This is a genomic window from Fulvimarina endophytica (genome assembly GCF_003403015.1).
Classification (GTDB): domain Bacteria; phylum Pseudomonadota; class Alphaproteobacteria; order Rhizobiales; family Rhizobiaceae; genus Fulvimarina; species Fulvimarina endophytica.
The window spans coordinates 297,040-317,648 of sequence record NZ_QURL01000005.1; the positions used below are offsets into that span (position 1 = coordinate 297,040).

Annotated in this window: 18 protein-coding genes; 13 read left to right on the forward strand and 5 right to left on the reverse strand. The window is 65.9% G+C overall.

The window, feature by feature from the left end; genetic code table 11:
• Positions 1–41 precede the first annotated feature (41 nt).
• Positions 42–953 carry an alpha/beta fold hydrolase gene (locus DYI37_RS13425; protein ID WP_158555177.1) on the forward strand — a complete coding sequence of 304 codons (912 nt, stop codon included), beginning with the start codon at positions 42–44 and terminating at the stop codon, positions 951–953.
• A gap of 41 nt (positions 954–994) precedes the next feature.
• Here DYI37_RS13425 and trhO read toward each other — a convergent pair whose 3' ends face one another.
• Positions 995–1,888: an oxygen-dependent tRNA uridine(34) hydroxylase TrhO gene (trhO, locus tag DYI37_RS13430; protein ID WP_116683766.1), complete on the reverse strand. Its 894-nt coding sequence runs from the start codon at positions 1,886–1,888 to the stop codon at positions 995–997.
• 224 nt (positions 1,889–2,112) lie between these two features.
• Here trhO and DYI37_RS13435 point away from each other — a divergent pair, with 224 nt between their 5' ends.
• Entirely contained in the window at positions 2,113–3,432 is a 1,320-nt protein-coding gene (locus DYI37_RS13435) for a hypothetical protein (protein ID WP_245413912.1), read from the forward strand.
• 20 nt (positions 3,433–3,452) lie between these two features.
• Here the strand turns inward: DYI37_RS13435 and DYI37_RS13440 are convergent, their stop codons facing one another.
• The 3 genes from DYI37_RS13440 to DYI37_RS13450 form a co-directional block, all read right to left on the reverse strand.
• On the reverse strand, positions 3,453–3,938 hold the full coding sequence (locus DYI37_RS13440) for a peroxiredoxin (protein WP_116683767.1): 486 nt from the start codon (positions 3,936–3,938) through the stop codon (positions 3,453–3,455).
• 122 nt (positions 3,939–4,060) lie between these two features.
• Entirely contained in the window at positions 4,061–5,011 is a 951-nt protein-coding gene (locus DYI37_RS13445; RefSeq protein ID WP_116683768.1) for a sugar kinase, read from the reverse strand.
• A gap of 129 nt (positions 5,012–5,140) precedes the next feature.
• Entirely contained in the window at positions 5,141–6,358 is a 1,218-nt protein-coding gene (locus tag DYI37_RS13450; RefSeq protein ID WP_116683769.1) for a GGDEF domain-containing protein, read from the reverse strand.
• 561 nt (positions 6,359–6,919) lie between these two features.
• On the opposite strand from DYI37_RS13450, the gene tolQ reads away from it, so the two are divergent.
• The 9 genes from tolQ to glmM all read left to right on the forward strand — a co-directional run bounded on the left by tolQ (position 6,920) and on the right by glmM (position 17,976).
• Positions 6,920–7,648: a protein TolQ gene (gene tolQ / locus DYI37_RS13455; RefSeq protein ID WP_116683770.1), complete on the forward strand. Its 729-nt coding sequence runs from the start codon at positions 6,920–6,922 to the stop codon at positions 7,646–7,648.
• A 75-nt stretch (positions 7,649–7,723) separates the two neighbouring features.
• A complete protein-coding gene (gene tolR / locus DYI37_RS13460; RefSeq protein WP_116683771.1) occupies positions 7,724–8,176 on the forward strand; it encodes a protein TolR in 453 nt (150 codons plus the stop codon).
• Positions 8,177–8,185: 9 nt separating this feature from the next.
• Positions 8,186–9,268, forward strand: coding sequence for a hypothetical protein (locus DYI37_RS13465; RefSeq protein ID WP_116683772.1), 1,083 nt, complete (start codon positions 8,186–8,188; stop codon positions 9,266–9,268).
• Positions 9,269–9,387: 119 nt separating this feature from the next.
• Positions 9,388–10,653, forward strand: coding sequence for a Tol-Pal system beta propeller repeat protein TolB (tolB, locus tag DYI37_RS13470; RefSeq protein ID WP_245413934.1), 1,266 nt, complete (start codon positions 9,388–9,390; stop codon positions 10,651–10,653).
• Positions 10,654–10,937: 284 nt separating this feature from the next.
• Positions 10,938–11,483, forward strand: coding sequence for a peptidoglycan-associated lipoprotein Pal (pal, locus tag DYI37_RS13475; protein ID WP_116683774.1), 546 nt, complete (start codon positions 10,938–10,940; stop codon positions 11,481–11,483).
• Between the two features lie 301 nt (positions 11,484–11,784).
• Positions 11,785–12,657 (forward strand): tol-pal system protein YbgF, encoded by an 873-nt coding sequence (gene ybgF / locus DYI37_RS13480; protein ID WP_245413913.1) that lies wholly within the window; start codon positions 11,785–11,787, stop codon positions 12,655–12,657.
• Between the two features lie 14 nt (positions 12,658–12,671).
• Positions 12,672–14,042 carry a tRNA lysidine(34) synthetase TilS gene (tilS, locus tag DYI37_RS13485; RefSeq protein WP_158555178.1) on the forward strand — a complete coding sequence of 457 codons (1,371 nt, stop codon included), beginning with the start codon at positions 12,672–12,674 and terminating at the stop codon, positions 14,040–14,042.
• 162 nt (positions 14,043–14,204) lie between these two features.
• Positions 14,205–16,136 (forward strand): ATP-dependent zinc metalloprotease FtsH, encoded by a 1,932-nt coding sequence (gene ftsH, locus DYI37_RS13490; protein ID WP_116683776.1) that lies wholly within the window; start codon positions 14,205–14,207, stop codon positions 16,134–16,136.
• A 493-nt stretch (positions 16,137–16,629) separates the two neighbouring features.
• The gene (glmM, locus tag DYI37_RS13495; RefSeq protein ID WP_116683777.1) at positions 16,630–17,976 is read left to right on the forward strand and encodes a phosphoglucosamine mutase; all 1,347 of its coding nucleotides are present in this window, start codon (positions 16,630–16,632) and stop codon (positions 17,974–17,976) included.
• Between the two features lie 130 nt (positions 17,977–18,106).
• Here the strand turns inward: glmM and DYI37_RS13500 are convergent, their stop codons facing one another.
• The gene (locus tag DYI37_RS13500; RefSeq protein WP_116683778.1) at positions 18,107–18,769 is read right to left on the reverse strand and encodes a DUF1236 domain-containing protein; all 663 of its coding nucleotides are present in this window, start codon (positions 18,767–18,769) and stop codon (positions 18,107–18,109) included.
• Positions 18,770–19,132: 363 nt separating this feature from the next.
• Between DYI37_RS13500 and DYI37_RS13505 the strand changes: the two genes are divergently transcribed.
• Together DYI37_RS13505 and DYI37_RS13510 are read left to right on the forward strand one after the other, a co-directional pair.
• Positions 19,133–19,909, forward strand: a complete 777-nt coding sequence (locus tag DYI37_RS13505) for an ABC transporter ATP-binding protein (protein WP_116683779.1) — start codon at positions 19,133–19,135, stop codon at positions 19,907–19,909.
• On the forward strand, positions 19,902–20,606 hold the full coding sequence (locus DYI37_RS13510) for an ABC transporter ATP-binding protein (protein WP_116683780.1): 705 nt from the start codon (positions 19,902–19,904) through the stop codon (positions 20,604–20,606). Before DYI37_RS13505 ends, DYI37_RS13510 begins: the two co-directional genes overlap by 8 nt.
• The last annotated feature ends 3 nt before the right edge of the window (positions 20,607–20,609 follow it).

The window sequence follows — 20,609 nt, forward strand, 5'->3', positions numbered from 1 at the left end:
GCAAACGCGGTTTCTGCGCCGCTCACGCGAAAGGCATGACGATGGCGACGAATTGCGAAACGGCAAAATTCGGGGCGATCGCAGAAGGAGAGGTGCGGACCTATCGCCGCGACGATCTCACGCTCGCCGTCCGCGTCTGGAAAGGGGACGGGGCGAGCCCGAAGCGGCCGATCGTCTGCCTGCCCGGCCTGACGCGAAACAGCCGCGATTTCAGCGCGTTCGCTTCACAGATCAGGCGGCTCGATCCGTCTCGCACGGTGATTGCCTTCGACTATCGCGGGCGCGGTCTTTCGGATCCGGTCTCGGACCCGTCCGCCTACAATGCCGCCGAAGAGGCGAAGGACGTTCTGGCGGGGCTCGATCATCTCGGTATCGCCGAGGCCGATCTGATCGGGACGTCGCGCGGCGTCATCGTCATCCATCTGATCGCCGTCTTCGCGCCCGAGCGTATCGGCAGGGTCGTCTTCAACGATGCCGGACCGCGGATCGAGGCGGCAGGTCTGGCAGAGATCCGCGACTATCTCGAGGCGGCGAGGCCTCACGAGACGCTCGACAAGGCGAGCGACGCCGTCGAGCGGTTGTTCGCCCCGACCTTCCCATCGCTCGGCCGCCCGGATTTCGAGCGAGAGGCGCGCGCTCTGCATGTGGAGCGGAACGGATCGCTCGTCTCCGACTTCGATCCGAAGCTCCTGCGGACCCTCGACGCCGTGGAGGCCGACAAGCCCCTTCCCGAGATGTGGGACCTGTTCGAGCGGCTCGCCGACAGGGAGATACTCGTTCTGCGCGGCGAACACTCCAATATCCTCACACCAGAGACCGTGACCGAGATGGAGCGGCGGCATCCGGGCCTGAAGAGCCAGGTGGTGAAAGGACAGGGCCATGCGCCCTTCCTGGAAACGGCCGGTCTGCCGGGGCTCATCCTCTCCTTTCTCGACGAGAACGCGCCGGCCTGACGCGGGCCCGGCGCGGCCGGACGCCCTCCCCGCGATCGCTCTCAGCCGACCCGGCGCCGATCGAGGCTCGTGAGCTGGGCATGGCGTGCGCGAAGGTCGCGGGCCTTGTCTTCCGTAAGATCGCCGACGCATCTCGGGCAGGACACGCCCGGCTCGAAATCCGTCGATGCGAGATCGGCTTCGCTCAACGGCTCGCCGCAGGCAAAACACGCGGTCCACGAGCCCGGCGCAAGACCGTGGCCGACGGCGACCCTGTCGTCGAACACATAGCACTCGCCCTGCCAGCGCGACGTGTCGGCATCGATCTCTTCGAGATATTGAAGAATGCCTCCCTTGAGGTGGTAAACCTCCTCGAACCCCTTCGCGAGCATGTAGCTCGATGCCTTCTCGCAGCGGATGCCGCCGGTGCAGAACATGGCGACTTTTGGGTTTTCAGCCGGGTCGAGTTCGCGCTCGACATAGGCTTTGAACTCGGTAAAGCTGTCGATGCCGGGATCGCGCGCGCCCTCGAAGGTGCCGACTTTGGTCTCGTAGCGATTGCGGGTATCGATGAGGAGGACATCGGGGTCTGCGACGAGCGCGTTCCAGTCCTTCGGCGCCACATAGGTTCCCACCTGTCGGGTGGGATCGGCTTCGCTCGCCCGCATCGTGATGATCTCGGGCCGGATGCGAACCTTCATCCGGGCGAAGGGCCAGGCCTGCGCCCGCGAATGCTTCACCTCGCCGAGACGAACGCCGCAGATCTCGTCGAGGGTTTCGATCAGCACCGCCGTCGCGGCGTCCGGGCCGGCGACCGTCCCGTTGACCCCTTCGCTCGCGATCAGGATCGTTCCGCGAAGGCCATGCTCGCGGCAGAGCGACAGGAGCCTGTCGCGAAGCGAGGGCAGATCGTCGAGCGCGACGAAGCGGTAGAAGGCGACCACATCGAGTTTCATGGCCGAGGATCTAACCCTCGCCGCGAGCGCGCGCAATCGGGGCGACCAGACCGTTCGGATCGAGGGTTCAACTCGCGGCTTCACGCTCGCGCGAGGTCGCGCTATGTAGCGGCAGCCTCATCCGAACGCATTCGAAAGACCCTCCGATCTCGATCTCCCCCCGCATCCTCGGCACGGCGCTTCTTGCGACCGCCGTCTTCACGATCCTGCGCGACTGGTTCGCCGTGCCGGGCTCCCCGATCCTCGCGGCGATCGGGGTCTGCGCGTTCCTCGTCCTCGCCTTCCCGGGCGCCACGTGGTCGCGGCGCATGTTCGTCTGCATCGGGGCGGGCCTTGCGGTCATCGCCATCTTCACGCGGGGCGACTGGCAGGACCTGATCCGGGCCGCGCTCGGCCAGGGAGCCTTCATCGCGACCTTCTTCGTCGCGCTCGCCACGCTCCGCTCGCCTGCCGCCCTGTCCCCCGCGATCCTTCGATGCGGCGAATACCTGGCCAGCCAGCCGCCCGGGCGCCGCTACATGGCGCTGAACGCCGGCGGCCACCTCTTCGCGCTGATCCTCAATTACGGCTCGATTCAGCTTCTCGGCGGTCTCACGGAAAGCATCGCGGGCCGCGAGCCGAACAAGGAACTCGGCGAGATCCGCAACCGGCGCATGCTTCTCGCCGTCCAGCGCGGCTTCTGCGCCTCCCTGCTCTGGTCGCCCCTCGCCTTCGCCATGGCGATCACGACCGCGATCGTTCCCGGCGCCACCTGGTCGGCCGCCGCACTCTTCGCGCTCGGCAATGCGGTCGTCTTCAGCGTCATCGGCTGGGCCCTCGATACGATCGTCAAGCCGAAATATTCCGGGCCGCGACCGGAGCGCCGGGACCCGGACGGCACGATCCGCGACCTGAAGCCGCTCATCCTTCTCCTGACGATCATCTTCAGCGGGGTCGGGATCATCGAACTTGCGACGGGCCTCAAGGTGGTCACCGTCGTCATGGTGTTCATCCCGCTCATCGCCCTCGGCTGGCTCATGATCGAGGCGAAGGAGAGCGAGCGCCCGGGTGCCCAGGTGCGGGCGGAAGTCGAGCGCATGGCGTTCGTGGAGATCCCGAGCTACCGCTCCGAGATCGTTCTCCTCATCATGGCGGGCATCATCGGCTCGCTCGGCGCATCGCTCGCGGTCCCGCTTCTGCAGCGCTCAGGCCTCGACCTGTCGACCCTCCCGATCTGGCTGATCATCGCCGCGCCGGTCTGGCTGATCCCGCTCTTCGGCCAGATCGGCATGAACCCGATCCTGTCGGTCTCGCTCTTCGCGCCGATCCTGCCGAATCCCGAGGTGATCGGCGTCTCCCCGGTCGCGGTGGTCTGCGCGATCACGGCGGGCTGGTCGCTCGCCGGCATCACCTCGCCATTCACCGCGACGACCATGCTCGTCGGGCGGCTCGGCCATACGACGGCCTTCCGGGTGGGAGCGTTCTGGAACCGGGCTTTCTTCCTCGTCGCAGCTTCGGCTCTCACCGTCACCGCGCTGCTCATCGCCGAGATCGCGCCGGCTTGACCCCGCGCGTTCGCGAGGCGTCAGAGCTTGGCGAGAACGCTTTCCGCCGACGAGACGTCCGGGAGTCCAGGCGCTTCCTCGACGCCGAGCGAGGCGACGACGCCGTCCTTCACGATCATCGAATAGCGCTTGGAACGCAGCCCGAACCCGGCCACCGACAGATCGATATCGAGCCCGATCGCCTTGGTGAACTCGGCATTCCCGTCCGACAGGAACAGGATCTTGCCGGATGCCTGCTTGGCCTCCTCCCAGACCGCCATGACGAAGGCGTCGTTCACGGCGACAACGGCAATCTCGTCGACGCCTTTGGCGCGGATGGCCTCGTTGTGCTCGAGGAAGCCGGGCAGATGGTTCATCGAACAGGTGGGCGTGAAGGCGCCCGGAACGCCGAAGAGAACGACCGTCTTGCCTTTGAAGACGTCGTCGGTCGAAAGGTCGACCATGCCGTCCGACGTCTTGGTGCGGAAGCTGGCATTCGGCAGCCTGTCGCCTTCCTTGATGCTCATGGCGTCTTTCCCCTCTGCGTTCCGCTCGGCGTTCGATCTTTCGCCGGCAGGGCCGGCTCGAACGAAAATTTAGGCCGGCCGGGGCGCAAAGCGAGAGCGGACCCTGCCGGGTTTTCCGAGGCTCACGATCCGCGCCGCCGCCAGCGGTTCCCCGGGTCGGCGAAGGAGGCGAGCGCGCCGTGGACGCCGACGACGCGGGCGGCCATGTCGCGCCCCGCCTTCACTGCCTCGGCGACGGAGGAGCCAGCGAGCCGTGCGCCGAGATAGGCACCGTTGAACGAGTCCCCCGCGCCGGTCGCATCCACCACCTCGACATCAGTGAGCGCCGGCACCTCGCCCCTCTCCTCACCCGATCGATAGGTCATCGAACCGGCCCCGTTCTTGACCGCCACTTCCCGAACGCCGGCTTTCGCATAGCGCTCGATCGTCGCGGCTGGATCGCTGTCGCCGAAGGCCGCTTCCTCGTCATCGAAGCTCGGCAGCACAACGCTGGCGGCCTCCGCCATCGCCATCACCGCCTCGCAGGCTTCGTCTCGGCCCGCCCAGAGCGCGGGGCGGATATTCGGATCGAAGGCGACGAGGCGCCCTGCATCCCGCGCCTTCCGGCATTCGCCGATAAGGGCGGCGCGCGCATCGGGTGGCAGGATGGCGAGCGTGATTCCGGAAAGATAGACGCAGTCCGCCGCTCCGATCGCCGAACGCAGCGCGTCCTCGTCCTCGGCCAGCCTGCGGGCTGCGGAGGTCTCGCGCCAATAGGTGAAGCGGCGGTCGCCATCGACCTGCTCGATCATGTAGAGGCCCGGACGCCTGCCGGGCAATCGGCGGATCGCTCCGGTATCGATGCCCGCATCGTTCAGGAAGGCAAGGATGCGATCGGAGAAACGGTCGTCGCCGAGAGCGGTGAAGTAGGCCACGGTATCGCGCTGCGGGTCGAGCCCGGCGCGCGCATACCAGAGCGTGTTGAGCGTATCGCCCGCATAGCCCATCCGCCAGTCACCGCCGACCGCAGAGCCCTGCCGGCTTTCGCCGCCGGACATCTCGATCATCACTTCGCCGATGGACAGTATGCGCATGGGCCCGTCTTGCCTCCGAGGCTGATGCTTCATCCCGGTCGGGCATACAGGGCGCGGCGCGTTCTCGAAAGGCTCGCGACGAGGTTCGGGGCGGGCTTTCCTTTGAAGTAGACCGAGAAGGGGAGCCCTTCAGGCGCTCGCCGCGCTCGGGACGAAACCGCCTTCGTCGAAGGCGAAGCAGTTGCGGCCTCGCCGCTTGGCCTCGTAGAGAGCGCGATCGGCGGCGACGAGCATCTCGTCGAGGTCCCGGCTCAGATCGCGTCCTCCCCACGTCACGCCGACGCTCACGGTGACGACGTCGAGGCCGTCGCCCCGTGCGGGATGGGGCATCCTCAGGGCCTCGATCGTCTCCTGGACCGAGCGGGCGAACCGCGCCGCCTCGAATTCGCTCCTGTCTTGCAGGACGAAGGTGAACTCCTCGCCGCCGAAGCGGGCGCAGAAGGCGCTCTCGTCGGCTGCGGCGATCCTGGCGAACGCGTCGGCGATCCGCTGGAGACAGGCATCTCCCGCCGGATGTCCGAGAGCGTCGTTATAGAGCTTGAAATGGTCCACATCGACCATGAGGACGGCGGTCGAACGCCGCTGCGACAGCGCTCCCCGCAGAACCTCGGTCAACTGACGCCGATTGGGGAGTCCGGTGAGATCGTCGGTTCGCGACTGATCGCGGAACTTGAGCCCGTCGCTCTTTGCCATCTCGGCCTCCAGGCGCGCCGACAGGGTGCGCAGGTAATTCTCGCACCGCATCCGCTCGTATCGGAAGTTCGCAAACAGCGCGAAGAAGCAGACCGTCGAGATCTGGAGCACGAATGTCAGGGAGAGATCGTAGCCCAGCCCGCCTTTCGTTGCGATCGCAAGCAGGGTGACGACGTAAGCTGAACCGGTGAACACGACCGCGTTCGCAAAACGCAGCGCAAGGAGCAGGTTGGCGAAGATGATAGTGAGCGGCAGTTCCGCATATGTGAAAAGACTTGCCGGATCCCGCGACAGCCAGAAGAGGAAAACCGGGACGAGATAGCCGTTGAAAACACCGATTGTGACCAGTCTCTCGGTCCACTCGAGGCTGATCCGGCCGATCGCCCAGACGAGAAGGAGCGTCGACGGCGTGATGACGCCGATCCTCAAAATCCAGGCGAGATCGACGATATCGGGCACGAGCCAGATACTCGAGATGTTGTAGATATTGTAGATGAACAACCCGAGAAGGATCGCGATGCGCAGCTCCTTGACGCGCCGCTCGGCAGTCTCCTGTGTATAGCATTGCTCGATGGGCTGCGCGAAACGAAGCCACTTCGTGACGGGTGGTCGCCCGCCAAGATCGAATGTCTGCTCCAATAGTGCGCCGTTCATCGGGAAAGCCCTTCGTGGAGCCTAATTCCTGACGGCAATGGGTAAAAATCACGACAAGGATATGCCTCGCAATCGTCCGACGCTGCCGGATCTTGACCGATCGCGCCCGATTCCGCCGCTCTTTCGGATGCAACGCCCCACGCTACGGCGCGCCGATCGACGCCTTCCTGCCGTTTAGGGAGGGCGCCCTGCGCCTCGTTCGCCCTCCGCGATGCCGCACCTGCAGGCTCTCGCGAGATGCCACGGTTCGGAAGGCCGTGCGACGCTAACGCTTCGTTAAGCATGTTGGCGCAAACTTCCGGTGCGGCTCGACGGGCCTTCCCGCCATTCTTTCACCGGATTCGTTTCGATAACGGGATGTGGGGGGAACGGGCCGTCCGGCAGCGCGAGCGAACCGGACAGGGCGCCGGCTCGCGATCGGGCAGCGATCGAACCCGATGCCGGTGACGATCCCTGCCATTCTGCCGGAACCGGCAGGCGGGCGGCGCGGCACGAAAGCACTGGACGGCTCGGACGGAGCCGAACGGCGCGAGATCTTTAGGACAGGGGCGAGCGGGGACTATGGGCGAAGGTGTGATCACCGAAGGTTTGGGCCATGCCGGCGGCGTGTCGATGTGGGCCCTGTTCTGGCAGGCCGGTCTGATCGTCAAATTGGTGATGATCGGGCTCGTCGTCGCCTCGGTCTGGACCTGGGCGATCATCGTCGACAAGTCCATGCGCTTTGCCGCCATGCGGCGCCAGCTCAACAATTTCGAGAACCGGTTCTGGTCCGGCCAGTCGCTGGAGGAGCTCTACCAGTCGCTCGTCGAGCGCAAGACCTCCGGCATGAGCGCGATCTTCGTCGCCGCCATGCGCGAATGGAAGAAGAGCTTCGAGAAGGGCGCGCGCTCGCCCATCGGCCTGCAGCAGCGCATCGAAAAGGCGATGGACGTGACCCTCGCCCGCGAGATGGACCATCTGGAATCGCGTCTCGGCTTCCTTGCGACCATCGGCTCGGCCGCTCCCTTCGTCGGCCTGTTCGGCACGGTGATCGGCATCATGACCTCGTTCCAGGCCATCGCGGGATCGCAGCAGACCTCGCTCGCCGTGGTCGCGCCCGGTATCGCCGAGGCGCTGCTTGCGACGGCCATCGGTCTCGTCGCCGCGATCCCGGCCGTCATCGCCTACAACAAGCTGACCTCCGATGCCGGCAAGATCGGGCTGCGCCTCGAAGGGTTCGCGGACGAGTTCTCCTCGATCCTGTCGCGCCAGATCGACGAGCGCGCACCGCAGCATCGCGCCGCCGCCTGACCGAAGCATCGAGCCGGAGCGGCTGACCGGGCCGCCCCCTTTCACAGAACGAGCGAAGAGCGGGACCTTCATCCCATGGGCATGTCGACAGGATCAGCGGGCGGCGCACGGCGTCGCAGGGGCAGAGGCCGCGGCCGCCGCGCTCCGATGAGCGAGATCAACGTGACGCCCATGGTGGACGTCATGCTGGTTCTGCTCATCATCTTCATGGTGGCAGCTCCGATGCTCACGGTCGGCGTGCCCATCAACCTGCCGGAAACCCAGGCGAAAGCGATCAATTCGGAAACCCAGCCGATCACGATCAGCGTCGATGCGGGCGGCACGGTGTTCCTCAACGACACCGAGATCCCCGTCGAGGACGTGGTGGCCAAGCTTCAGGCGATCGCCAGTGCCGGCTACGAGGAGCGCATCTTCGTGCGCGGCGACCGCTCGGCCGACTACGGCACCGTGATGCGGGTGATGGCGCTCATCTCGTCCGCAGGCTTCCGCAATATCGGTCTCGTCACCGATCAAGAGAGAAACGCTTAAGGCGCCGCGATGAAGACCGGGCTCCTCGTCTCAACCGCAATCCATGGCGTAGCACTCACCTGGGGCCTCTGGGCCCTGGGCGCGCCAGATCCCATGGTGCTGCCCGACGACAGCCTGCCGGTCGACATCGTCTCGGTGCAGGAGTTCTCGCAGATGATGCGCGGCGCCGAGGATGCGCCGCTGGCCGAGACGAGCGCCGTCGAGCCGACGGACGACAGCGAACAGCCCGTGCCGGACGCCCAGAACGCGGGCCAGAACACCGTGGATCTCGACGCCGCGCCCGCACCGCGGGCAGCGCCCCGCGAGACGATCCAGACCGCGGCCGCCGAGGCGCAGCCCGAACCCGTGCCCGTGCCGGCTCCCGTTCCCGAACCCGAACCACAGCCGGCGCCCGAACCGGAGCCGCTGCCCGAGCCGGTGCCGGAAGCCGCGCCCGAGACGCCGGCCGAAGCTCCTCCCGAAACGGTCGAAGAAGCCGAGACACAGGCAGAAGCGCCGCCGGAGCCCGCCCAGCCGCGCAATGTTCCCATTCCGGGCGTCAAGCCGGCGCCGCCACGGCCCGTCGAGGTGGCCGAGGTCAAGCCGAAGCCGGAGCCCAAGCGCGAGGAAAAGAAGCCGGAAGAGCCCAAGCGCGAACCGCCCAAGCAGCAGGCGACGGACGAGAAGCGGTTCGACGCGGACAAGATCGCCGCGCTTCTCAACACCGAGAAGTCCGCCGGCGGCGGCGCCAAGCGCGAGCAGCAGACCGCCGCGCTCGGTGGCCGCGAGACGAATGCGTCCTCCCTCTCGGCAAGCGAGATCGACGCGCTTCGCCAGGCGACCAAGGCCTGCTGGTACGAGCCCTCGGGATCGTTCGGTTCGGAGGGCATCGTCATCGAGGTCTCGTTCGAGCTCGACCCGGACGGATCGCTCCAGGCCCTGCCGCGCGCGACCGCCTCGGGTGGCGATCCTGCAACACGCAAGGCCTATGAGGACAGCGCCGTTCGCGCCGTTCGCATTTGTGCCCAACAAGGTCGCTACCGGCTCTCCTCGGCGACATACGACGCATGGTCGGAACTGACCTTCAATTTCCGGCCCGGCGACACCTACTGACCAGACGGCCCCGCCGGGCGCGCATCACCAGACAACCTGAATTTAGGGACAGGACGACAATGGACTTCTCCCGGACGACCATCATGCGGAGCCTCTGCTCGGCGCTGATCGCCCTCGGCATGGCAGGCTTCGCGACCATCGGCACTGCCGAGGCGCGGGTGACGATCGACATCTCGGGCGGCAATGTGCAGCCCCTTCCGATTGCCATCACCGACTTCCAGAGCCAGGACGGGCTCGGCGCGCAGATCTCGAGCGTCGTCCAGGCGGATCTGAAGCGCTCCGGCCTGTTCGCCCCGATCGACAAGGCGGCGTTCATCCAGACCGGTCTGACGCCGGACACCTCCCCCAACTTCCAGGACTGGACGGTCATCAACGCCCAGGCGCTGGTCGTCGGCCGCGTCGCGCGGGAAGCCGACGGGCGCCTGCGCGTCGAGTTCCGTCTCTGGGACACCTTTGCCGGCCAGCAGATGGACGGGCAGCAGTTCTATGCCGACCCCAACGACTGGCGCCGGATCGCCCACATCATCGCCGATGCGATCTACAAGCAGATCACCGGCGAAAACGGCTATTTCGACAGCCGCGTCGTGTTCGTCTCGGAATCGGGCGACAAGGCCAACCGCGTCAAGCGGCTCGCCATCATGGATCAGGACGGGGCGAACCTTCGCTACCTGACCGAAGGCCGCGATCTCGTTCTGACGCCGCGCTTCTCGCCGAACCGGCAGGAGATCACCTATATGTCGTTCGGCAACGGCGAGCCGCGCGTCTATCTCCTCCAGCTCGAGACCGGCCAGCGCGAGATCGTCGGCAACTTCCCCGGCATGACGTTCTCGCCGCGCTTCTCGCCCGATGGCCAGAAGGTGGTGATGAGCCTGTCCCAGGACGGCAACGCCAATATCTACGCGATGGACCTGCGCTCGCGGGCGACCCAGCGCTTGACCAGCACGGCCGCCATCGACACCTCGCCCTCCTATTCGCCGGACGGCTCGCGCATCGTCTTCGAGAGCGACCGGGGCGGACGCCAGCAGCTCTATACAATGAACGCCGACGGCTCGAACCAGCAGCGCATCTCCTTCGGCGACGGCGCCTATTCGACGCCCGTCTGGAGCCCGCGCGGCGATCTCATCGCCTTCACCAAGCAGTCGGGCGGCCAGTTCCAGATCGGCGTCATGCGCCCGGATGGATCGGGCGAGCGCATCCTGACCTCCGGCTTCCACAACGAGGGTCCGACCTGGGCACCCAATGGCCGCGTCTTGATGTTCTTCCGCGACAGCCAGGGCGGCGGCGGCCCCCAGCTCTTCTCGATCGACCTCTCGGGCCGCAACGAGCAGAAGGTGCCGACCCAGGGCTTCGCCTCCGATCCGGCCTGGTCTCCGGTTCTCGGCTAAGTTCGAAGCGACCCTACGAAAAGCGACATGCACGAAGACCGGCGGCGACGCCGGTCTTCGTGTTTCCGGCCCAGGCGAAACCGATGGAAGTCCCGCGTGACGCTTCTTTCGAAGGGCGAGCCGCCGGATCGGCGTAGCGCCGCGAAATCCTTTCCGGTCAAGCCCTTGCAGGAAGGTCACAGTCGCCGCGCGCATGCGTTTTCAGGTCCGATTTAAGACAGCGTTAAGCAAAAACGCGGTAAGCATTCGGTCAACAGAAACGACAGCGTTCCAAGGAGCTGGCCATGAGCCTCTCGCGCATTCTCAATCTCCGCTTCGTCGCCATTGCCGTTGCCGGCCTGATGGTCGCGGGTTGCGCCAACAAGCAGAACGGTCTTCCGGACAATGCCGCAGGCCTCGGCCTCGGTGGTGCGGGCGGCATGGGCGGTGCTGGCGGCATGGGCGGCGCCGGCGGCGGCGCTCCGGGATCGTCCCAGGACTTCACCGTCAATGTGGGCGACCGGGTCTTCTTCGAGACCGACTCCTCCTCCATCACGGCGGACGCCCAGCAGACCCTGCAGCGCCAGGCCCAGTGGCTGAACCAGTATCCGCAATACGCGATCACGATCGAAGGCCATTCGGACGAGCGCGGCACCCGCGAATACAACCTGGCGCTCGGCGCGCGGCGCGCTGCCGCCACGCGCGACTATCTCGCCCAGCTCGGCGTGAACGCCAATCGCATGCGCACCATCTCCTACGGCAAGGAGCGCCCGGTCGCCGTTTGCGACAACATCTCCTGCTGGTCCCAGAACCGCCGCGCGGTCACCGTTCTCGGCGGCGCCGGAAGCTGACGACCACGCGCCGAAAGCGCGGAACCCAAGCCTCAACGCATTCGAAGGGACGGGACGACCGGGGCCGCAAGGCCCGGGTCGCCGTCCCTTCTCTCGTTCATAGCCCCGAAGGCTCCGGACCGTCGCAGTCCCGCGTCTTTGAAACCGGCGAGCGGGAGCCCCGCGAACTGCCGCTTGCGCTCTGCCGGACCTTGGCTTGCCGGGGGTTTTGCGTGTATTGACACGACCGAGAAACGCGGCGCGCGGGCTCTCCGGACAGGTCGGGTCCTCGGAACGCCGCTTCATCCTTCCGAGGAGATCCATGATGTTTCGCCGTTCGAGCCGGTTCGTGCTTCTCGCTTCCGCAGCGATCGCGATCACACCCTTGTCCGCGTCCGCCTTCAGCCTCCCATCCGCTGTCGACGCCCGCACCGGCGCGTCCGACAAGGCTCCGGTGATCCTCGCCCAGGCCGGAGATACGCTTTCGCGCATCCAGCGGCTCGAGGACGAGGTTCGGCGCCTCAACGGCCGCGTCGAAGAGCTGTCCTTCCAGCTTCTCCAGGCCCAGGAAGACATGCGGCGCGCCCAGGAGAACAACGATTTCCGCTTCCAGGAGTTGGAACAGGGCGCAGGTTCGGCCGGGTCCGGCGACGGACTGCCTCAGCAGCGCGGCGATGCCGGCTCAACCGCTCCGGCCGCAGGTGGGAACCCGGACGCCCAGATCGCCGACATCATCGGCGGCGGGGCCGGTACCGCATCGACAACCCCGCCGGCTTCGCAGTCGTCCAGCCAGCCGGTCGCGGCACCCTCCGGCAATGCGCAGGCGGTCTACAGCGCGGCCTATGACGAACTGCTTGCCGGGGACTATGCTTCGGCCGAACAGTCCTTTCGTCAGTATGTGCAGACCTATCCGAACTCGCCCGACGCCTCCGACGCCCAGTACTGGCTCGGCGAGAGCCTCTATCAGCAGCAGAAATACGCCGATGCGGCCGAGGTTTTCCTGAACGCCCAGAAAGACGATCCGGAAGCGACCAAGGCTCCGGAGATGATGCTGAAGCTCGGAATGTCTCTCGCCGCTCTCGGCAATGCCGAAACGGCCTGCATCACCTATCGGGAAGTCAGCTCGCGCTATCCTCAGATGAACGAGACCCTGCGCACCAAGCTCGGCGAGGAAGAGAAGAGCGCGAACTGCTGAGGGCCGCTTCCGGTGTGAGATTTCGCGGCACGTTCGAAACGGGCGACGTCGAACCGCTGAAGAGTGCGGATCTCACGGAGCGCCTGGACGCGATCTGGCCGCAGACGGCCTCTCGCTGCGAGGCACGCACGATCCTCGTCGCGGTCTCCGGGGGACCGGACTCCCTGGCGCTTCTCGCCCTTGCCGCAGACCTCGACGCCCGGCGATACGTCGTGCGCGCCGCAACGGTCGATCACGGATTGCGCCCGGAGGCTGCGGCGGAAGCCCGCCATGTTGCCGCCATCTGCCGCGATCTCCGCGTTCCGCATCGGACCCTTCCATGGCGGGGATGGACCGGCCGGGGCAATCTCCAGGCGGCGGCTCGAAACGCGCGCTATGATCTGGTCCTGCGCGAAGCGCGCCGCACCGGTGCAGGCGCGATCCTCACGGCTCACCATCTCGAAGACCAGCTGGAGACGGTGCTCCATGCGATCTCGCGCGGAGACGGCGCCGAGCGACGGGCCGGCATGCGCGAGACGCGAGAACTCGATCCCCGCACCGTTCTCCTTCGCCCCTTTCTTTCGGTTTCGCCCGCCCGCCTGCATGCGGTGCTCGGCTCGCAGGGGCTGCGGGCGATCGAAGATCCGAGCAATCTCGACGACCGGTTCGCGCGCGTGCGCCATCGGCGTGCGATCGCAGGCATGTCGCAGGACGAGCGCGACGGACTGCTCGCGACCATGAAGAGCGCCGCAAGGCTTCGGGCGGAACGCGACGAACGGCTCGCGGACGCGTTCACGCAGTTTTGCGCAGAAGGCCTCGTCTTCGACGACGCCGCCTGCGCGATCCTTCCGCGATCGGCCTTCGCGACACTCGATCCGTGTGTCGCCGCCCCGCTTCTCGCCCGGCTTCTCACATCAGTTGGAGGCGCGGCTCACGGACCCCGCCGCGAGAATGTGGACGGCCTCCTAAGCGCCCTCCGAGAAGGCGAGACGAGGACCCTGAACGGCGCGCGCGCCTCGGCCTCGGGCGATCGCGTCATCATGGCCCGCGAGTTCGGCCGGGACGGCCCGCCGCCCTGCGATGGTCCGCGGGACGACATTCCGGCGGTGTTCGACCGGCGCTTCGAGATCGCCTGGCCCCAGGGCCAGCATGGCTCTCGCGCCCATCTCGGCGCCTACGGCACGACGGGCCGGGGCGACGCACGCACCCGAACCTTGCCTTGCCTCTTTGGCGGGGATGGAACGCTTCTTGCCGCGCACGGGGCCGTCGCGGCGCGTGAGGAACGGGCGGGACGGCCGATCGAAACCCTCGCGAATCTCGCCTCCCTGCTGCCATGGCGGTGCCTTGCGGACCTGCCCGAGCGACCCGGCTTCGCCTCGATGAGGGCGCGCTCGCGGCTTCGTTAATCACGTCGCGGATCGAGCCCGCGCGACACCCTTGCCCAGCCGCTCGTCCCCGTGCGACCAAAGCGCCGCAAATCCGCCGCTTGCCATTGGCAAGATCGGGGAAGATGCTTACCTTGACGCCGTAGCGCGGGCTGTTCTCGCGCCGCCAAGCCAGGACGACTGATGAATCAGAACTTCCGCAACTTCGCGCTTTGGGCGATCATCGCCCTTCTCCTCATCGCGCTGTTCCAAATGTTCTCGAATGGCTCGCGCAATGCCAATGCGCGCGAGGTTCCCTATTCGCAGTTCCTGTCGGAAGTCGATTCGGGCCGCGTGACATCGGTCACGATCCAGGGCCAGAAGATCACCGGCAACTATTCAGATGGCGGCCAGACCTTCCAGACCTACGCACCGGACGATTCGAACCTCGTCCAGCGGCTCGAGAACAGCAATGTCCGGATCTCGGCGGCGCCTCCCGGCGACGACACCAATCCGATCTGGTCGATGCTCCTCTCCTTCGGCCCCATTCTTCTCATTCTCGCCGTCTGGATCTTCCTGATGCGCCAGATGCAGGGCGGCGCCGGCGGCAAGGCGATGGGCTTCGGCAAGTCCAAGGCCAAGCTCCTCACCGAAGCCCACGGTCGCGTGACCTTCGCGGATGTCGCGGGTGTGGACGAGGCCAAGCAGGACCTGGAAGAGATCGTCGAGTTCCTGCGCGAGCCGCAGAAGTTCCAGCGCCTCGGCGGCAAGATCCCGCGCGGCGTGCTGCTCGTCGGCCCTCCGGGTACGGGTAAGACGCTCACCGCGCGCGCTGTCGCGGGCGAAGCGGGCGTTCCATTCTTCACGATCTCGGGCTCCGATTTCGTCGAGATGTTCGTCGGTGTCGGCGCGAGCCGTGTGCGCGACATGTTCGAGCAGGCCAAGAAGAACTCGCCCTGCATCATCTTCATCGACGAGATCGACGCCGTCGGCCGCCATCGTGGCGCGGGCCTCGGCGGCGGCAATGACGAGCGCGAGCAGACGCTCAACCAGCTTCTGGTCGAGATGGACGGCTTCGAAGCGAACGAAGGCGTCATCCTGATCGCCGCGACCAACCGTCCCGACGTTCTCGATCCGGCGCTCCTGCGTCCCGGCCGCTTCGACCGCCAGGTCGTGGTGCCGAACCCCGACGTCACCGGACGCGAGAAGATCCTGAAGGTCCATACCCGAAACACGCCGCTCGCGCCCAATGTGGACCTGAAGACGATCGCGCGCGGCACGCCGGGCTTCTCGGGCGCCGATCTCGCCAACCTCGTCAACGAAGCAGCCCTGATGGCGGCACGCCGGTCCAAGCGTCTCGTCACCATGCTCGAGCTCGAGGATGCCAAGGACAAGGTCATGATGGGCGCCGAGCGCCGGTCCATGGCCATGACCGAGGACGAGAAGAAGCTGACCGCCTATCACGAGGCCGGCCACGCTCTCGTCGGCATCCACGTTCCGGGCAACGATCCGCTTCACAAGGTGACGATCATCCCGCGCGGCCGCGCCCTCGGCGTGACCATGAACCTGCCGGAGCGCGACCGCTACGGCATGCGCAAGAACGAGATGGAGGCGCGGCTCGCAATGATCTTCGGCGGCCGGGCGGCCGAGGAGATCATCTACGGTCTCGACAACGTGACGACGGGCGCGTCCAACGACATCCAGCAGGCGACCAACATGGCGCGCGCGATGGTGATGGAATACGGCATGTCCGACAAGCTCGGTCGCCTGCGCTACAAGCAGAACCAGGACGAGGTTTTCCTCGGCCATTCCGTCGCCCAGCAGCAGAACATGTCGGAGGATACGGCAAAGCTGATCGACTCGGAGGTGCGCGGCATCATCGAGGTCGCCGAGAACAAGGCACGCAAGGTTCTCAACGATCACATCGACCAGCTGCATCTCCTGACCAAGGCGCTGCTCGAATACGAGACCCTGTCCGGCAAGGAGGTCGACGACCTTCTTCATGGCCGCCCGCTCGCCCGCGACATGGGCGACGACACGCCGCCGAGCCGCGGATCCTCCTTCCCGAAGGCCGGGACCGCGCGTCCCAACAAGGGCGGCGAGGCCGATGGCGAGATGGAGCCGCAGCCGACCTGATCTCGGTCGCGGGATCGGAACACATTCATCGAGAGGGCGGCCTTCGGGTCGCCCTTTTCGTTTGGGCGGAGGTCTGCCGATGGGGGCGCTCGAACGACTGGCGCCGTGTCGAACCGAGGGACGGACCTTGAGGATCGGGTCCGAAAGACATCTATCCCGCGCACCTCTTCTCGGTCCGAAAAGGCCGGATCTTTCACCAGTTCACCAGTTCAGGTGAAACCGCCTCTTCGCGGAGCCACTTCGTGGTAGAAAGCGCACAGACGATCCCTCCTTTCCGATCGACGCGTTCTTTGCCTATGAATGGCCTAGATTGGCCCGAACAGGCCGATGCGATCGGTGAGGCCGCCAGGCCAGGGACCGCTGCTCGGGTCGCCCACAGGCTGTATGCCGAACGGAACAGGCGGTCTGCGGCCGAGGACTTATTTTCTGCGGGGAAGCGAACGGGTTCGAACGAACGCCTGCGCACCCGCGACGGACATTTGGAGACCAGACGATGACGCGACGCTATTTCGGCACGGACGGCATTCGAGGCAAGGCGAACCGCTTTCCGATGACCCCGGAAGTGGCGCTGAAGGTCGGGATGGCAGCCGGTCTCGTCTTCCAGCGCGGCGACCATCGGCACCGGGTGGTGATCGGCAAGGACACGCGCCGGTCGTCCTACATGCTCGAAAACGCCATGGTCGCGGGCTTCACCTCGGCGGGCATGGACGTCTACCTCCTCGGCCCGATGCCGACGCCCGCGGTCGCGATGCTCACGCGCTCCCTGCGCGCCGATATCGGCGTGATGATCTCTGCGTCCCACAATCCGTTCGAGGACAACGGCATCAAGCTCTTCGGGCCCGACGGCTACAAGCTGTCCGACGAGATCGAGAGCCGGATCGAGGCTCTCCTCGACGAAGACATGACGAACCGCATGCCGACGGGTGCCGCCATGGGGCGGGCCACGCGCATCGACGGCGTTCACGACCGCTATATCGAATTCGCCAAGCGCACCCTGCCCCGCGAGATCTCTCTCGAAGGCATGCGGATCGCGATCGATTGCGCGAATGGCGCGGGCTACGATGTGGCTCCCAAAGTCCTCTGGGAACTCGGCGGCGAAGTGGTGGAGATCGGCACGGCGCCGGACGGCACCAATATCAACAGGGACTGCGGCTCTACCGCTCCCCATGCCCTGGCGGAGAAGGTGCGGGAGGTGCGGGCCGATATCGGCATCGCCCTTGATGGAGATGCCGACCGGGTTCTCGTCGTCGACGAGCGCGGCGAGATCGTCGATGGCGATCAGCTGATGGCGGTGATCGCGGAAAGCTGGAACGAGGACGGCCGGCTCGCCGCAGGCGGCATCGTCGCGACGATCATGTCCAATCTCGGCCTCGAACGGTTTCTGGCGTCCCAGAACCTGCTGCTTGCCCGCACCAAGGTCGGTGACCGCTACGTGGTCGAGCACATGCGCGCGCACGGCTACAATGTCGGCGGCGAACAGTCCGGCCACATCGTCATGTCCGATTTCGGCACCACCGGCGACGGGCTCATTTCGGCTCTGCAGGTGCTCGCCGTCGTCAAGCAGCGCGGCGGCAAGGTCTCGGAAATCTGCCGCCGGTTCGATCCCGTGCCGCAATTCTTGAAGAATGTCCGCTTCGCCGGCGGCTCGCCGCTCGAGCGCGACGAGGTGAAGTCGGCGATCGAGGCGGGGCAGAGCAGGCTCGGCAATTCGGGCCGGCTGGTCATCCGCCCCTCGGGCACCGAACCTCTGATCCGCGTCATGGCGGAAGGCGACGATCCGCGTCTCGTCGAAGACGTGGTGGACGACATCTGCGGCGCGCTCCGGCGCGCTGCCGCCTGAGCGCAAAGGGCCAGGAACGCCCGCTTCTCGTCCGGGGCGATACAGGGCATAAAATCAGACGCCGCATGAAAGACGGGCGCCCCCGAGAGGCGCCCGTTTTCATGTCTCGTCCTGAGAGAAGCTGTCGCGATCAGCGAACGATGTAGACGATCTCGCGGGTCGCAGGATCGATCAGCACTTCCTGCCCGTTCACGTTCGCATACTGCATCTCGTATTCCGGGATCGGGTTCAGCGTTACGACATCCGGGACGCGGGCGCCGACGACCGTCTCACCTTCCAGATAAACGGGATCGACCGGGTTGCTGCGGACATATTCGATGCGCGGCGCCGGGGGCTCGACCGCTGCGCCGGCCACCAGGCCCACGCCGCCGCCGACAGCCGCGCCGACCGGTCCGCCGACGAGGGCTCCGACGGTCGCGCCGGTCGCCGCGCCGGCAACGGCACCCGCTCCGCTTTCCTCATAGGTGACGGTCGGGATCGCCTCGGGCGCAGCCTCGCGCCGCTGGACCACCACGACGGTCTCGCCGTCGACATCCGTCGTCAGATACTGGGCGGAGGCCCAACCCTGCGTTCCGTCGACCGTGACACGGCACCAGTTCCCCGCATCGTTGCAACCGTCGAGCGTTGCCGAGTCGCCGGTCGGCAGAACGCCGACGATCGGGAAGTTCGATCCAGGCCCGGCACGCACATTGAGATCGGTGGTGGACGAAATCGCGGTCTGCGCGAGCGACGGAACGGCAGAGAGCGTCACCAGCGAGGCACCGGCAGCGGCGAGAATCATGAAGCGTTTCATCAAGAGAAACTCCCAAAGTGTGCGGCGGACCCGATCTCAGGCCCGCATCGGAAGTAACAACACAGGCAACTCCTCGATGTTCCAAAATATTTTCATGAACGAACTCGTATCAAACCGTTCATTTTCGGTTCATCTTCGATGATCGAAGTATTCCCGTCTCATCGTGAGATTTGCTACTTAAACGGTCGCAGCCTCCACGATCCGTTGCAGCGGCCTCGCGATCGACCGGTTGCGCCATCCGCCGGGTTTTGCACACGATGAATATGAGGGGCCGGCGATCTCCAGAAACTTCCTTTGACGGGCGCTCGGAAACGTCGTTAGATCGCTAAAGACGGACGAATCGACTTTGGGAGGGGTTGTGAATTGCCGAGCGCCGATCGTGCTCCGAATACCGATTACGCCATCGAGACGCGCAACGTCACCAAGACGTTCAAGGGTTTCACGGCCGTCGACGACGTATCCCTAAAAGTCCGGCATGGGACGATTCACGCCTTGATCGGTCCGAACGGGGCCGGCAAGTCGACCATGTTCAATCTCATCACCAAGTTTCTCGAACCGACCAGCGGGTCGATTCACCTGGATGGCCGGGACATCACCCGGGACAAGCCGGCTCAGATCGCCCGGGCGGGTGCCGTGCGCTCCTTCCAGATCTCGTCGGTCTTCCCGAACCTGACGCTTCTCGAGAACATCCGCGTCGCGCTCCAGCGCCGGATGGGCAATTCCTACCATTTCTGGGAGTCGCAGGCCCGGCTCGACGTCCTCAACGAGGATGCGAGACGGATCCTCGCGGAAGTCGGCCTCGATGATTCGGAATCGGTCCTCGCCTCCGAGCTTCCCTATGGCCGCAAGCGGCTCCTCGAGCTTGCGACGACGCTGGCCATGGAGCCCCGGGTCATGCTGCTCGACGAGCCGATGGCGGGCATGGGCACGGGCGATGTGGCGCGTGTCGCGAACATCATCCGCAAGGTGTCGCAGGGACGGACCGTCCTGATGGTCGAGCACAATCTCAACGTGGTCGCGGACCTGTCGGACCGGATCACGGTGCTTCAGCAGGGTTCGGTTCTCGCCGAGGGAACTTACGAAGAGGTCAGCACGAACCGCCAGGTCCGTTCGGCCTATATGGGCGAGAGCGATGACTGAACCGGTGCTGACTGTCGAGGGCCTGGAGGCCTGGTACGGCGAGAGCCATATTCTTCACGGCGTCTCGTTCGAGGTGCCGCCCGGGCAGATCGTCACTCTCCTCGGCCGCAACGGCGCCGGCAAGACGACGACGCTGCGCTCGATCATGGGCCTTGTGAAGAAGCGCAAGGGGTCTGTGCGCCATCAGGGCGAGGAACTGATCGCGCTCCCGGCCAATCGGATCGCCCGTTCCGGCATCGCCTACTGCCCCGAAGAGCGCGGCATTTTCTCTTCGCTGAACGTGAAGGAAAATCTCCAGCTGCCGCCGACCATCGCGGACGGCGGCATGAGCCTCGATCGCGTCTACGAGCTGTTCCCCATTCTAAAGACGCGCGGCGCAAGCCAGGGCACCAAGCTTTCGGGCGGCGAGCAGCAGATGCTGGCGATCGCCCGCATCCTGCGAACCGGTGCCCGCATCCTGCTTCTCGACGAGCCGACAGAGGGCCTCGCGCCGGTCATCGTCCAGCAGATCGGCACGATCATCACGCGCCTGAAGGAGGAGGGTTTCACCATTCTCCTCGTGGAGCAGAACTTCCGCTTCGCCGAGAAGACCGGAGATCTTCACTACGTGGTCGAGCACGGGGAAGTCGTAGACCGTTTCGAGCGCGCGCAAGTGGCCGGAAACAGGGACAAGATCACGCGCTATCTGGGGGTCTGATCC